At 67.6% G+C, this 14,219-nt stretch carries 11 protein-coding genes; 9 read left to right on the forward strand and 2 right to left on the reverse strand.

The genetic code is table 11. From position 1 onward, the window contains the following. Positions 1-58: 58 nt before the first annotated feature. The 6 genes from rph (at position 59) to FM113_RS14345 (ending at position 8,401) form a co-directional block, all read left to right on the forward strand. A complete protein-coding gene (gene rph / locus FM113_RS14325) occupies positions 59-805 on the forward strand; it encodes a ribonuclease PH (RefSeq protein ID WP_087015502.1) in 747 nt (248 codons plus the stop codon). After that, positions 802-1,422: a non-canonical purine NTP pyrophosphatase gene (locus FM113_RS14330; RefSeq protein WP_087015503.1), complete on the forward strand. Its 621-nt coding sequence runs from the start codon at positions 802-804 to the stop codon at positions 1,420-1,422. Before rph ends, FM113_RS14330 begins: the two co-directional genes overlap by 4 nt. A 117-nt stretch (positions 1,423-1,539) precedes the next feature. Then, complete coding sequence (locus tag FM113_RS14335; protein WP_087015504.1) at positions 1,540-4,533, forward strand: aminotransferase; 2,994 nt, start codon at positions 1,540-1,542, stop codon at positions 4,531-4,533. 91 nt (positions 4,534-4,624) lie between these two features. Further along, entirely contained in the window at positions 4,625-5,956 is a 1,332-nt protein-coding gene (locus FM113_RS18230) for a hypothetical protein (RefSeq protein WP_176387246.1), read from the forward strand. Beyond that, the gene (gene murD, locus FM113_RS14340; RefSeq protein ID WP_176387247.1) at positions 5,946-7,280 is read left to right on the forward strand and encodes a UDP-N-acetylmuramoyl-L-alanine--D-glutamate ligase; all 1,335 of its coding nucleotides are present in this window, start codon (positions 5,946-5,948) and stop codon (positions 7,278-7,280) included. Before FM113_RS18230 ends, murD begins: the two co-directional genes overlap by 11 nt. Before the next feature lie 44 nt (positions 7,281-7,324). Further along, positions 7,325-8,401 (forward strand): GNAT family N-acetyltransferase, encoded by a 1,077-nt coding sequence (locus FM113_RS14345; RefSeq protein WP_217896025.1) that lies wholly within the window; start codon positions 7,325-7,327, stop codon positions 8,399-8,401. A gap of 14 nt (positions 8,402-8,415) precedes the next feature. Here the strand turns inward: FM113_RS14345 and mgtE are convergent, their stop codons facing one another. Then, positions 8,416-9,774 (reverse strand): magnesium transporter, encoded by a 1,359-nt coding sequence (gene mgtE / locus FM113_RS14350; protein ID WP_087015507.1) that lies wholly within the window; start codon positions 9,772-9,774, stop codon positions 8,416-8,418. Positions 9,775-10,167: 393 nt separating this feature from the next. On the opposite strand from mgtE, the gene FM113_RS14355 reads away from it, so the two are divergent. The 3 genes from FM113_RS14355 to FM113_RS14365 all read left to right on the forward strand — a co-directional run bounded on the left by FM113_RS14355 (position 10,168) and on the right by FM113_RS14365 (position 13,453). Further along, positions 10,168-11,397: an MFS transporter gene (locus tag FM113_RS14355; RefSeq protein WP_087015508.1), complete on the forward strand. Its 1,230-nt coding sequence runs from the start codon at positions 10,168-10,170 to the stop codon at positions 11,395-11,397. A gap of 46 nt (positions 11,398-11,443) precedes the next feature. Continuing rightward, positions 11,444-12,409, forward strand: coding sequence for a MerR family transcriptional regulator (locus tag FM113_RS14360; protein ID WP_087015509.1), 966 nt, complete (start codon positions 11,444-11,446; stop codon positions 12,407-12,409). 105 nt (positions 12,410-12,514) lie between these two features. Continuing rightward, on the forward strand, positions 12,515-13,453 hold the full coding sequence (locus FM113_RS14365) for an endonuclease/exonuclease/phosphatase family protein (RefSeq protein WP_087015510.1): 939 nt from the start codon (positions 12,515-12,517) through the stop codon (positions 13,451-13,453). On the opposite strand, the gene FM113_RS14370 is transcribed toward FM113_RS14365, so the two are convergent. Next, positions 13,443-14,126: a hypothetical protein gene (locus FM113_RS14370; RefSeq protein WP_087015511.1), complete on the reverse strand. Its 684-nt coding sequence runs from the start codon at positions 14,124-14,126 to the stop codon at positions 13,443-13,445. The two genes, FM113_RS14365 and FM113_RS14370, sit on opposite strands and share 11 nt — an antisense overlap. Positions 14,127-14,219 lie beyond the last annotated feature (93 nt).

The raw sequence follows: 14,219 nt of genomic DNA on the forward strand, positions 1-14,219 counted from the left end.
CGGCTGAGCCATCCTGTTCGGTGACGCATGCACCGCACGCCATCAGGAAGGCCTACACATGACCGACACTCTGCGGACCGACGGACGTACCCCGGCCCAGATGCGCCCCGTGACAATCGAGCGCGGCTGGAGTGCCCAGGCCGAGGGGAGCGCCCTCATCTCCTTCGGCAACACAAAGGTGCTCTGCACCGCGTCCTTCACGCCCGGCGTGCCCCGCTGGCTCTCGGGCAAAGGCACCGGCTGGGTCACCGCCGAGTACTCGATGCTGCCGCGCTCCACGAACGAGCGGATGCAGCGCGAATCGGTGAAGGGCAAGATCGGTGGCCGCACCCACGAGATCTCGCGCCTGATCGGGCGGAGCTTGCGTGCCGTCATCGACACCAAGGCGCTCGGTGAGAACACGATCGTCATTGACTGCGACGTGCTCCAGGCAGACGGTGGCACGCGCACGGCGTCGATCACGGGTGCCTACGTCGCGCTCGTCGACGCGATCGAGTGGGCGCGCGCGCAGGGGCACCTGCCCCGGAACGCGAAGCCGCTGACGGACAGCGTCGCGGCGGTCTCGGTCGGCATCGTCGGAGACACGGCGATGAGCGATCTCGCCTATGTCGAAGATTCGCGTGCCGAGACCGACATGAACGTTGTCGTTACCGGTTCGGGGGCATTTGTTGAGGTGCAGGGCACCGCTGAGGGCGTGCCGTTCTCCCGCGACGAGCTGAATGAGCTGCTGGATCTGGCGCTCGGCAGCGCGGCGGAACTCACGGAGCTGCAGCGCGCAGTGCTCGCTGAGGAGCCCGCCGCATGACCCGTCAGACGATCGTTCTCGCCTCGCACAACACGCACAAGCTTGAGGAGCTGCGCCGGATCGTCGGCCCACTGATCCCCGGGGTGGAACTGATTGGCTACGAGGGACCCGAGCCCGTCGAGACGGGTACAAGCTTCGAAGAGAACGCGCTCTTGAAGGCACGCGCGGCTGCGGTCCACACGGGGCTGCCCGCGATCGCGGACGATTCCGGCATCGCGGTGGACATCCTCGGCGGCTGCCCCGGGATCTTCTCGGCCCGCTGGGGCGGCCCGGCGCGGAGCGACACTGCCAACGTTGAGCTGCTCCTCTGGCAGCTCAGCGATATCGCGGACGAGCATCGTGCCGCGGGCTTCGTCTGCGCGGCGGCACTCGTGGTGCCCGAAGCTGCGGGGAGTGACGCGGCAGAAATCTGTGAGCTGGGTGTCTGGCAGGGGAGCGTGCTGCGTGCCCAGGCAGGCGAGGGCGGCTTCGGCTACGACCCGATCTTCCAGCCGGAGGGCTCCTGCCGCTCTGCGGCGGAGCTGGCACCCGCGGAGAAGGATCGCGAGTCCCACCGCACGCGCGCATTCACCGCGCTCGCTGCGGAGATCAACGCCCGCTACCCCGCAGCGGAGTAGCCCCACATACGCCGGCTTGTGTGGCCCCAGTGCCCGAGCCCGAGTGCCCCGCGAACGCGATGCGCGCACCCAACACACGCACGACCTCACTTCGACACCAGAGATGGAGATCTCACGATGACGGAAGAGCAGACGAGCGGACTGGTGCGTCCCAACGTGTCCCTGGAGGACGCGGTGACCATCGCGCGCGAGTGCTACGGGCTGACGGTGGAGGCCATCGAGCTCGGCAGTAACCAGGACCGCAATTTCCTCCTGACCGAGGCGGACGGGGAGCGCAGCGTGCTCCGGATCGATAACCCTGTGTTTACCGACGGGGAGCGGGATGGCCAGCACGCCGCGCTTGCGGCGTATCACGCGGCAGGGGTGCCGGTCGCCGAGGTGCTCGCCGGCCCGGATGGTGCAAAAACGCAACGCTGGAACGGGTTTGCGGTGCGTCGAAGCGCCTTTGCTCCCGGTGCGCCCATGGTTGACCTGGGCTACTTCGCCCCAGTGGTCCTCGAAGAGTTCGGTGCCTTGGCTGCGGCGTCGGTGCGCGCGCTTGCCGAGCTCAGCCATCCGGGCCTTGACCGGACCCACATGTGGGTGATGGACGTCGCCGCGGAGCAGACCTCGATTCTCGCTCCCGCGATTGCCGACACGACGCTGCGCGAGCGGGTACTCCGTGCTGCAGCTGAAGCCCAAGAGGCGCTCAATGCGGTGTCCGAGGCGCTGCCGCGCCAGGTGATCCACGGCGATCTCACCGACGACAACGTGACCGGTCTCATGAGTGATGATCGGCGGATCCACCCGCACACGGTGCTCGACCTGGGAGACCTGGCCGTCGGCTGGCGAGTTGCGGAGCTCGCGGTGACCGCCTCCTCGATGCTGCACCACGAGCCCGAGCGGCCGCTCCGGCTCCTCGACCTGATTGCAGCGTTCCACCGTGCAGCCCCGCTGAGTGCGGCCGAGGCGCGGGCCGTGTGGCCGCTGATCGTGCTCCGCGCGGCGGTCCTCGTGGCGAGCGGATGGCGGCAGCTTGAGATCGATGGCGACAACGCCTATGCGCGGGATCGCGTCGCGGGTGAGCAAGCAATTTTCGATGCGGCAACCGCGGTTCCGCTTGCTGAGGCCACCGAACAGGTGCTTGCCAGGCTCGGCTTCCAGGGCATGGCACAGGGCACTGGTTTGGCCCTGCTCGCCGTCCCGGGGACCGGCACCGCGCGGTCCGCGGCCCCTCCGCTCCGCGCGCTGCTGCCCGCACTCGAAGGGGACGTCACAGTCCTGGATCCCGGCGTTGAGTCGGACGCCTTGGACGCGGGGAAGTGGCTCTCCTGCACCGCGGAGGCAGAACTCGTCACCGAGGCACTGACCGCGGGCGCGAGCGCCGCGATCTTCCCCTACGGGGTGTACCGGCTGACGCGCGCGGAGATCGACGTGACCGACGCGGCCGCAACCTGGCCCGTGGACACCGAGGTCTGGCTCGCAGCCGGTTCCGAGCTCGGTGTCGTGACACCGCTTGCTGGTCGTGTTGCCTCGGTCGGCGCTGACAGTCTGCGGATCGAGTCCGCCGGTGGGTGGACGCTGGAGATCCGGGGAATCACTCCGGCCATCGAGCTTGGCACCGAGCTTGAGTTCGGTGACGGGATTGGGGATTTCCCGGCGGGCGAGTCGCCGCGAGCGCTCGCGGTCGGTCTCCGCCGGGCGGGAGCGGGAGAGCCCGGCGACACTGCGCCCGCAACGACTGCAGCACTCGTCACACCGGAGCGGGTACCCGCCTGGGCCCGGCTCAGCCACGATCCAGCGGGGCTGCTCGGCCTGCCGGATCTGGCTCAGCGCGACGAGGCAGGGGACGAGCTTGCGCGCCGTGAGCAGATCTTTGCAAGCGCGCAGGAACGCTACTACGAGCGCCCCATGCAGATCGAGCGCGGCTGGCGGCATCACCTGATCGACACGACAGGCCGGGCCTACATCGACGTCGTGAACAACGTCACGGGGCTGGGCCACGGGCACCCGGGGGTCGCTGACGCGATGCAGCGCCAGGCTCGAATCCTGAACACGAACTCACGCTTCCTGTTCCGCGAACTCGCCGAGTACAGCGAGCGCCTGCTTGCCCTCCTGCCGGAGGACTCAGAGCTCGACACCGTGCTGCTCGTGAACAGTGGCTCGGAGGCGGTGGATCTCGCGCTGCGCCTCGCCCAGGCGGCGACCGGCCGGCGCACGATCGTGTCGCTGCGGGAGGCGTACCACGGCTGGACGATGGCCTCCGACGCGGTCACGACGAGCGCCTACGACAACCCGTACGCTGCGGAGACCCGGCCGGACTGGGTGCACGTCGCGGACGTCCCCAACCGATTCCGTGGGACCTACCGCGGGGCGGATACCGGCGCGCAGTACGCCGCCGATCTGGGGTCGGACCTCGACAAGCTGTCCACTGAAGGGCGCGAGGTTGCCGGCTTCGTGTGCGAGTCGGTGCTGGGCAATGCGGGCGGTGTGATGCTCCCAGACGGTTACCTTGCCGCGGCATACCAGCGCGTGCGGGACGCTGGCGGCCTGTGTATCGCCGACGAGGTCCAGGTCGGCTTCGGGCGCATGGGGTCCAGCTTCTGGGGCTTCGAACAGTCGGGGGTGCGCCCCGACATCATCGCGATCGCGAAGCCGATGGGCAACGGCTTCCCGCTCGGCGGCGTCATCACGTCGAAGCGCATCGCCGACGCGCTTGCCTCGCAGGGCCAGTTCTTCTCCTCGGCGGGCGGGAACCCGCTGAGCTGCCGCGTGGGCCTCGCCGTTCTTGATGCGATGACCGCTGAGGGGCTGCAGGCGAACGCACGCGTCGTTGGTGGGCGGCTCGCGGACGGATTCCGCGAGCTGGCTCACACGCACGACATCATCGGTCCAGTTCACGGCGAGGGCCTGTACCTGGGTGTGGAACTTGTGCGGGATCGCGAGACGATGGAGCCCGCTGCAGCAGAGGCCGCGGCGATCTGCGAACGGCTGCGCGAACTCGGGGTCGTGGTGCTCACAACCTCGGAACGGTCGAACGTGCTCAAGGTGAAACCGCCGCTCTGCCTCACTGCCGAGAGCGCCGACTTTGTCGTCGCCGCTCTCGACCGTGTGCTGCGCGAGGGCTGGTAGCCGCGGACCGGGGGCCCGGCCGGTTTCGGCTCGGGTCCCCGGTGTAGGCTTGACCGCTATGGGAGACGCGCCGTTTCAGTCCACTCACGCCGTGACACACTTTGAATGCAGGGAACCGCGGGTGCGCGGTTCGGTGATCGAATTGCCGAGTGCTGCACTTGCCGGTGACACTGTCGTCGCAGAGTTCACCGAGGTGATCGAGCTGCCCGCCGCGCTCGACGATGTTGCACCCGAGCTTGCCGAGCCGACGCTGCGCCTGCTCGCGCTCGCGGCTTCGCTCAGCTATTTCAAGGCGTTCGCGCCAACCCGGTACGTCGTGCCTTCCGGTCTCACCTCGACTGAGCGCGCGTTCATCACCGAGTTGCTGCGCAACGGACTTGGCGAATTCGCGTTCGTGAATGAGCTTCCGGAAGTATTCGAGACTGAGATCGTGGCTGCCGAGCGGCCCGAGCCGTGTGGTGCCGAGGCGCCGAACGGGGCGCAGGGGAGCGCCTCCGAGGAGCCACGCCGGGCGCTCGTCGCCGTCGGCGGCGGCAAAGACTCCATCGTGTCCATTGAGGCGCTCGCCGGCGCGGGCTATGAGGTCGGCCTGTTCGCGGTGAATCCGAAGACTCCAATGGTGCGGACCGCGGAGGTCGCGGATCAGCCACTCGTGAGCGTGCGCCGCGCGATTGATCCGGCGCTGCTTGCGCTGAACGCCGCCGGTGCCCCGAACGGCCACATTCCCGTCACCGCGATCAACTCGCTGATCGCGACGCTGAGTGCGCTCGCGCTTGGTTACGACGCCGTCGTGTTTAGCAATGAGGCCGGATCCTCCTATGGGAATTTCGCGTGGTCAGGCCGTGTGATCAACCACCAGTGGTCGAAAGGCTCTGAGTTCGAAGGGCTGCTCCGCGCCTCGCTTCCGTTCGGAGCGCCCCAGTATCTCTCGCTGCTGCGCCCCATCAACGAGATCCGGATCGCCCGCCGCTTCGCCACATATGAGCAGTACCACGGGGTGTTCACGAGCTGCAATCGGGCCTACCGGATGACCGCCGACGGCTCGGCCGGTTGGTGCGGGGAATGCCCCAAGTGCCACTTCATCTTCCTGATGCTCGCACCGTTCCTGTCGCGCGACGCGCTCCTCAACATCTTCACCGGACGCGACCTGTTCGCAGACGAGGCCCAGTACCAGGGCTTCCTCGAGCTGTTCGGCGCGAACGGTCTTGTCAAACCATTTGAGTGTGTGGGGGAGCCCGACGAATGCAGGGTCGCGCTGAGCCTGCTCCGCGAGCGCGACGACTGGCAGGGGCATCCGTTCCTCGCGAAGCCTGAGATCGCGGCACTCGACGCGACCGCGGCGGAGCGCGAGGCAGTCTTTGCGTGGCGCGACGAGGCACACTTCCTCACCCCGAAGCTTGAGGACGTGGCTCGTGCGATTTAGTGATCTGGCGGGCAAGCGGCTCGCTATCTGGGGTGCGGGGCGCGAGGGTACCCGCGCCTATGAAGCTCTTGCGGCTGACGCCGCCTCGATCGAGATCGTGGTGACCGGCGGCGGCACGGTGCCCGCAGACGCTCCCGGCCCCGTGGTTGCCGGGGAGGACGCCTTTGCCGCACTCCGCGCAGCCGACGTCGTGGTGAAATCGCCCGGGATCCCGCACACCTCGCCCGAGTTTGCTGCGTTGCGTGACGCGGGAGTGCCGGTCACCTCGCTCATGGACCTCTGGCTGAACGAGCACGGCGACCGCGTCATCGCCGTGACCGGCACCAAGGGCAAGAGCACCACTTCCACCCTGGTGACCCACTTTCTTGGCGCGCTCGATGTGACCGCAACGCTCGCCGGGAATGTCGGGATCCCCGTGTCACGTGAACTGTCTCCAGGCCTCGACGTGGCCGTGGCCGAGGTGTCGAGCTACCAGGCTGCAGACCTCACGGCGTCGCCGCGCACCGCGGTGCTCACGTCCCTCTACCCAGAGCATCTCCCGTGGCACGGCGGCTACGAGGCGTATGTAGGCGACAAGCTCAACCTCATCGCCCACGGGGCCGAGACTGTTGTGCTCCCCGCGCTCACCGGAGAGCTTGCCGAGCGCGCTCGCGCCAAGGTGGCCACCACGACCCGGCTCGTCACCCCGGCAGAGCTCGGCATCACCGTCACCGACGACGCCCTACACTGGGGCGAGGCGGGCACGGTGACGAGCGAGGACACCACGCTGCGGGGCGCGCACAACCTGATGAACGCTGCGCTCGCAATCACCGCCGTGTGCGTGCACCGTGACGTTGATCCGGCGGACCGCCCGCGGCTGCTCGCCGCACTCCGCGCCTTCGCTCCGCTTGCGCACCGGCTTGAAGTAATTCCGACAACGGACGGCCGTGTGTGGGTTGACGATAGCCTCGCGACGGCCCCGGAAGCAGTAGTCGCCGCGCTTGACACCTACGCCACCTCCCGCGTGGTGCTTGTCGCAGGCGGCGCGGATCGCGGGCTCGATTTTGCCCCGCTGCTCGCACACCTCCGCACCAGTGGTGCGCAGCGCGACACCCGCATCGTGACCGTTGGTCCCGCGGGGGAGCGGTTGCGCGCGGAGCTCGGCCCGAGCTACACGGCCGGCACCGCCGGCGCTGACTTCGCTGACGCGCTCGCGCGGGCGCGCGAGCTCACCGGGGCGGGCGACGTGATCCTGCTTTCGCCCGGGGCACCGAGCTTCGACGAATTCGCGGACTATGAGGCGCGGGCCGCCGCGTTCCGCGCCGCCGCTGAGGCGAGCGCATAGTGCGGCGGCGGCGGCCGATCCGGAAGGAGCAACTTTTCATCGGGATGCTCGCGATCTTCTTTGTGGTCGGGTTGGTCGGGGTGCACGCCGCATGGCCACGGGCCTTCGGCGTATTCATCGCGATCGGTGGTACCGCCGGCGCACTGATGGTGTTGTATGAGGTGCGACTGACCAAACAAATCGCGCAGGCCGAGTTTATTCGAGAGTTGCAGAGTAGCTACTCGACCGATCCACTGATCGGTGAGTTGTGGAGCAAACTGCTGCTGCAGGAGCCCATCACGGGCGCTGACCGCGCGCGGATGAGCAACTACCTCACCTTCTTTGAGACCCTCCATCTTCTGCAGAAGCGGGGTGCGCTGGAGCTGGGCCTCGCCGACGAGCTTTTCCGCAACAGGTTCTTCACGGCGATCGGCAACCGAGATGTGCTGCACGCCACAATCTTGTCCGAACATGGTTCTTTCGGGAACATTCACGCGCTCATTGCGGAGTGGCACGCGCACCTGATCGAGAAGCAGAAACCCATTCACCCGGGCTACTACGTCTACATCGAGGAGCTCGCCCGCGTGAAGGGGTACGTCGTGGCGCAACTCGGCCCCGCAGATCTCGATGACCTTGTCGAGCTGCAGACCCGGGTGATCGAAAGCCTCGGGAATTCCCCGTGGCTACGCGAAAACTCCGCGGACATGTTCGCGGAGTGCCTGGCTGCACGGGATGTCGGCGGCCCGGAACATCGGGTGCTTGGATTCCGGAGTGATTCCGGTCAACTCGTGGCGGCGGGCATTCTTTTCGACGGGGGTACCGGGGCGGAGAGTATCCGTGGGTACTTCAGCGAGCGACCCGAGGAGCTCACGAAGTCGATCAACCTCAAATTGGTGCTCGCTGACCGGGAGCACCGCCGTTTCGGGCTCGCGCGCACCGTAGTTGAACTCTTAGAGCGCGACGCTACCGCTCTCGGGCGGGACGAAATCATGTGCACGATCCACCCGAAGAACTTGCCCAGTCAACGGCTCTTCGGGAAACTTGGGTATCGGCGACTTCAGAAACGGGTGCGGACGAAGTACGGCCCGCGATTTGTGTTCTTCCGTGAGTTGAACCGCCCCGATGTGGGGCGGTTCCGCTAACTGCCGCGCTCGGCTTACAACCCGAGGACACTCCGTGCGATCAGGAAGTAGATGATCAGGCCTGAAGCATCCACGAAGGTGGAAATGAACGGGTTGGAGAAGACCGCGGGATCGACCTTTACGGCCCGTGCCAGCAGCGGCATGCACCCACCCACGGCTGCGGCAAGCGTGCACACGCACAGGAGTGTGAGCCCAATTACCAAGCCGATCTGTGGCGTGTAGGCGATCGCGGCGATCGTAAAGCCGAGCGTGCCAAGCAGCAGCCCGAGCATTCCGCCGGTGCGTAGTTCCCGTGTGAGTACCCGAATGAAGTCACGCGACTGCACATCTCCGAGCGCCAGGGCGCGTGTCACCGTGGTGGCCGCCTGGTTTCCGGTGTTTCCGCCCGTGCCAATAAGAAGCGGCACGAAGAGCGCGAGAACAGTCACCTGATCGATCGTGGCCTCGAACACGGAGAGGACCTGCACGGTCAGTGTGGCGCCGACGGCGAGCACGAGTAGCCAGACCACGCGGGAACGGACGAGCGAGCCGACCGGAGTGGAGAGGTAGGGGCGTCGGAGCGGCTCAGTGCCGCCCTGACGCGCCGCGTCCTCGGATTCCTCGTGTTCCAGGATCCGGATTGCGTCATCGATGGTGAGCATGCCGAGTAGGCGCTGCTCACGGTCAACAATCGGCATGGCGAGCAGTTGCAGGTCCGCGCAGCGCCGGGCTGCGAGCTCCGCGTCGTCCTCCGCTGCGGCGGTGTGAGCCGGGCTCATGAGTGCGGAAATCACTGTGTCGTCCGGGGCGCCGAGGAGGCCCCGGAGGCTGACAACCCCGACAACATGGCGTGAATCATCGAGCACGGGGATCGTGTAGATCGTTTCGGCGTCGTCGAGTCGCGTGCGTACCCGATTCATCGTCTCAGCGACTGTGAAGCTTTCCCGTGTGGAGACATACTCAAGGGACATGCGCCGCCCCGCACTGTCCTGGGGGTAACCGAGGAGCGCCGAGGTCAGCACCCGTTCCTGTTCGGGGAGGCCGCGCAAGAGCCGCGTGGCGAGCGCCGCGGGCACCTCGTCAAGCAGCCACAGCCTGTCATCGTGATCGAGATCAGCGAAGAGCTGGGACACCTCCGTATCCTGCAGGCCGTGCAGCAGGTCGCTCTGCAGCGGAGGGTCGAGCAGCTCGAAGACATCGGCAGCCCGATCCTTGGCGAGCAGCCGGTAGATCACGGCACGCTGCTTCCGGCTGAGCCGCTCAAACACGGGTACGAGGTCCGTGGGGGTCACGGGCGAGAGCACGTGGGTGAGGGAGGTGAGATCCTGCGCCGCAATCATCTGGGTGATCGTGGTGACAAGCTCATCGGTTGTCTGAATCTGGGGGAGTGTCATCGCTCTCGCTCCTTGCAAGGGCGCGCCGTGGGTGCGCGGCGCACGGAAAGGTATCCGGACGCACGACGGAATGCGCGCCCAAAAAGGGAGCCGGAAACCGCGAGAATCGCCTGGTTAGGCGTGAAGTCTCGTGCGGGAGGATGCGCGGGGTTCCGCGGGATCCGGCTGCTGACTGCAACTGTCACTGGGCACGGAATCACCTCGCAAAGGTTGGGAACACGGGCGTGGGCCGCACAGGCCCGCACGAACCTTATCAGCGGACCACACGGTCAGCCAAGCCGGCGCGGCGCTAATTGGGGGTTCGACGCGCGCAAACTAGGCTGTCACGGGGTGCGCGCATGTGCGCGCGGGAGGTTCCGCTTCGTACCCCGTCTGAGAACTGAGAGCGTCACTATGGCTTCGAGCTACCGCGCACTATTTCGTCTGCCCGGCACGATCCCGCTCACCACTGCGGGGTTGCTTGCCCGCATGCCCCTCTCCATGATCGGGATCGGTCTGATCACGATGGTGGCGACCGCTCGCGGGAGCTACGGCTACGCCGGGGCGCTCGCTGCGGTGTTTGCCGTCTCCTCGGCACTCGCGACCCCGCAGGTTGCACGGCTCGTGGACCGGTTTGGGCAGCGTCGGATCGTGCCGATAGCTGTCGTGGTGAGCCTCGCCGCGCTCGCGGTGCTGCTCATCACGTTCAGGCTGGACGGTCCAGTGCCGGTGATTTTTATCGCTGCGGCATGTGCGGGTCTGCTCCCGAGCATGCCCGCGCTCGTGCGGGTGCGGTGGGTGGGGATTATCCGCGGCGAGCGCGAACGGACCGGGAAAGATGCCCCAGAACTGCACACGGCCTTCGCGTGGGAGACTGTGCTTGACGACTTGAGCTTTGTGCTCGGCCCCCCGATCTCGATCGGGTTGAGTGTCGGACTCTTCCCGGAGGCCGGGCCACTCGTGGGTGGTGTGCTACTTCTGCTCGGTGCGGGCTGGCTGCTCAGCCAGCGCAGCACTGAGCCCCGTCCGGGCCGGCAGGGCGTCGCCGGCGGCCCGCTGAGCGTGCTGCGCATCCCCGCGGTGTGGGGCATGGTGGTGACCCTGCTCACGATGGGGGCGATCCTCGGGACAGTCGACGTCGCCAGTGTTGCCTTCGCGGAGCGGCAGGGGATCCCCGCTGCCGCGAGCATCGTGTTGGCGGTGTACGCACTCGGTTCCGCGCTGTCCGGGGTTGTGTTCGGCACGCTGACACTGTGGCGTCCCACCCGGGTGTTGCTTCGAATCGGGATTGTGGGAACCGCGCTCACCACGCTTCCCTTGATCTGGATCTCGACAGTCGCGGAGTTGTCGATCACCGTGTTTATCGCGGGGGCATTCTTCGCGCCGACAATGATCCTCGCCACGAAGCTCATCGAGGAGTCAGTTCCCGCACCATCGCTCACCGAGGCGCTCACGTGGTCGACGGCGGGTCTCGCCTTCGGCGTCGCCATCGGCCCCGCGGTTGCTGGCCCACTCATCGACGAGCTTGGCGCAAACGGTGGCTTCCGGGTGTCGCTCATCGCGGCCGCGGTGCTGCTCGTGCTGCTCCCCGTTGTGGCCCGGAACGACCCACGGGACGGTGGGGCTGCGTCATCGCGGACTTGACCCTGCCCCAAGGGGAAGGGTTTAGCGTGGGTGCAGGAGGAACACCATGCGCATTGGAACGCTCGCCGCTCAGGCCGAGACTTCGATTAAGGCCATCCGCTACTACGAGCAGATCGGGCTGATCAGCCCGGAGCGGGACCCGAACGGGTACCGCAGCTACACCCCAGCGGACCTGCGGGCCGTTCGGGAGATCCGCGCGCTGCAGCGCCTGGGGATTCCGCCCGGGCGCTCAGCCCCGTTCCTCGAATGCCTGCAGACGGGGCACGAGCACGGCGACGAGTGCGTGAGTTCCCTCGCGGTGTATCGCGACGCCATCGCGGAGCTCGACGGCTTGATCACGGAGCTGAGCGCGCGGCGCAGTGCGCTGCAGCGGTCCCTCGACGGCGCAGCGGATCGACAGATCCCGGCGGCAAGCCCGAACCTCGCTGCCGCGCCGCACGACTTCTCCAAGCTGCCTGAGGGGCTCCCCGTGCCTGCCGACGACGGTGCCGCGGCGCATCTCCCGGGGGCCTCGATGCCGGATCTGACGCTCGTCGACAGTGCGGGGTCACAGGTCTCGCTTGCCGCGCTCGGCCCGGGCCGGACCGTGATCTACCTGTACCCACTCACGGGGCGCCCCGGCGTGGACCTCCCTGATGGCTGGGACGCGATCCCCGGGGCGCGCGGCTGCTCGACTCAGGCCTGCAGTTTCCGGGACCACTTCACCGAGCTTGCTGCGGCCGGGGTCGCCCGCGTGTATGGCCTGTCGAGCCAGGACTCCGGATACCAAGCCGAGGTCACGGCACGGTTGCGGCTCCCGTTCACGATGCTCGCCGATCCGGATTTCGCCCTCGGGGACGCGCTCACCCTGCCCACGTTCGCCGCGCCCGGCCACGCGCGGCTGTACTCCCGGCTTACGCTGGTGGTCACGGGTGGGCGCATCGAGCACGTGTTTTATCCGATCTTCCCGCCGAACACGCACGCGGAGCAGGTGCTCGCCTGGCTTCGGGTTAATCCTGCACCGCGCCTGTAGCCAGGTGCCCGGTCAGGCGCACTGCCAGCTTCGGCACAGCCCAGAGTCAGGAAGCCGCACTCGACAATTGCTACGATCGGTGGCTTCGCTGGTGGAGGGAAGTGCATGGGTCGCAACACAGGGAGACGGCGTCGCGTTGGCGTGCTGATCGCGGCGCTTGCCGCCGTGACAATCGCGGCGATGCTCGTGCCGGAGCGGTTTCCTGATCTCTTCGGCTTGGCGCTCCCGTTCGAGGCGATGCTGCCCTGGCTGGGAGCGGTCGTTGGGCTGCTGCTGATCGCCGCACTCGCGCGCCGCGCCTGGCTCGGAATCCTTGTCGCACTTGCGGCGGTTGCGGTCTGGTCGTGGGTGTTTGTGCCGCGGGTGCTCCCGCTTGATCCGGCCACGGCCAGCGCGTCCACGGGTACCGTATCGGTGCTGAGCCAAAACCTGCAGGGCGGTGCCGGTGATCCGCTCGCAAGTGCGCGAGCCGCCCTTTCCGAGCAGCCCGATCTCCTCGCGTTCCAGGAGATCGACACGGAGTCGCGGGAGGAGCTGGGCCGGGCGTTGCAGGATGCCTACCCGCACACCGCGAACGCGAGCACTGTGGGCCTGTGGAGTCGATACCCGATTCGGGACACGCAGCCACTCGACCTCGGCCTCGGCTGGCCCCGCGCGCTGCGCGCCGTGGTTGCGACTCCCGGAGGTGATACGACCGTGTACGTGGTGCACGCGGCCTCGGCGCGCCTCCAGGGCCACGACGCACGAGATCAGATGCTCGCCGAACTCACGGAGCTTGTGCGCGCCGACGCGAGCCCGCGCATCATCGCGCTGGGGGACTTCAACGCGGGCCCGGACGATCGGGCCTTCACGCCGCTGCTGGAGGTGCTGCAGGAGCCGCGGCAGACCACGGGTGGCTTCGGCTTCAGCTGGCCCGCGAAGTTCCCCGTGGTGCGGCTTGATCACGTGCTCGTGCGCGGTTTCGATCCGCGCGACGTCACCACCGTGCCACTGGGGGCTAGCGATCACCTCGCCGTGACCGCCGAGCTCGCCCTCACGCCGTAGGCGGTGCTCCGCCCACGGTGTCCCCTCGCAGCCTGTGTGCGGCGGGGAAGGGAATTCCGGCTCGGACGCACAGTTCCCGGTAGTTGCGGGCGAGGGACCCCGCGTACGTGAGCGTGGCAAGTGCCCCGCCGCTACCGGCGACCCCGAACACGGTCAGCCAGGACACCGCCGGATCCAGGGCGAAGAGCGCCGCCGCGATCCCAAACAGGCTCGTGAGAGGTCCGAGGATGTAGTCGATCCGGCGCCCCATGATGCGGGCCATCGGGATGAAGTGCAGGCCGATCACGAACACCATCAGGGGGAGTACCCAGCGGCCCTGGCCCACCGCGAGCAGGGCGATGCTGCCCAGAACCCATACCGGATGGGCGATCAAGTTCAGTCGAGTCATGGCGGTGGACCGTCGCAGCGTCTCCGGATCGGGGGCCCCGCTCGCGGGCGGGGCGAAGCGGGCGACATGCTGCATTTGAGCCATGCCTCGGAACGCAAACGCGAGGGCGATGAGCGCGGCCACCAGGAACGCGCCCGCGCCCCAGCATCCCCAGGCGAACGGCCACCACGCTGCGTAGAACACCGTGTAGATGCTCATCAGGAGCGGGAAAAACGCGATGGCGCGGGCGGAGTCGCCCAGCCCCTCGGGGGAATCCCGAGGGGTATCCGGCCGCGGAGAAGTCATCCCTCCAGTCTGAGCTGTGCGCGCGCCGCCCGGGGGGTCTGAGTATCAGGAACTCCGACACATGAGTGCGCCGGGCGCCCCCCCCCCCCCCCC

The sequence above is a fragment of the Leucobacter sp. 7(1) genome (genome assembly GCF_900163635.1).
Taxonomy (GTDB): Bacteria; Actinomycetota; Actinomycetes; order Actinomycetales; family Microbacteriaceae; genus Leucobacter.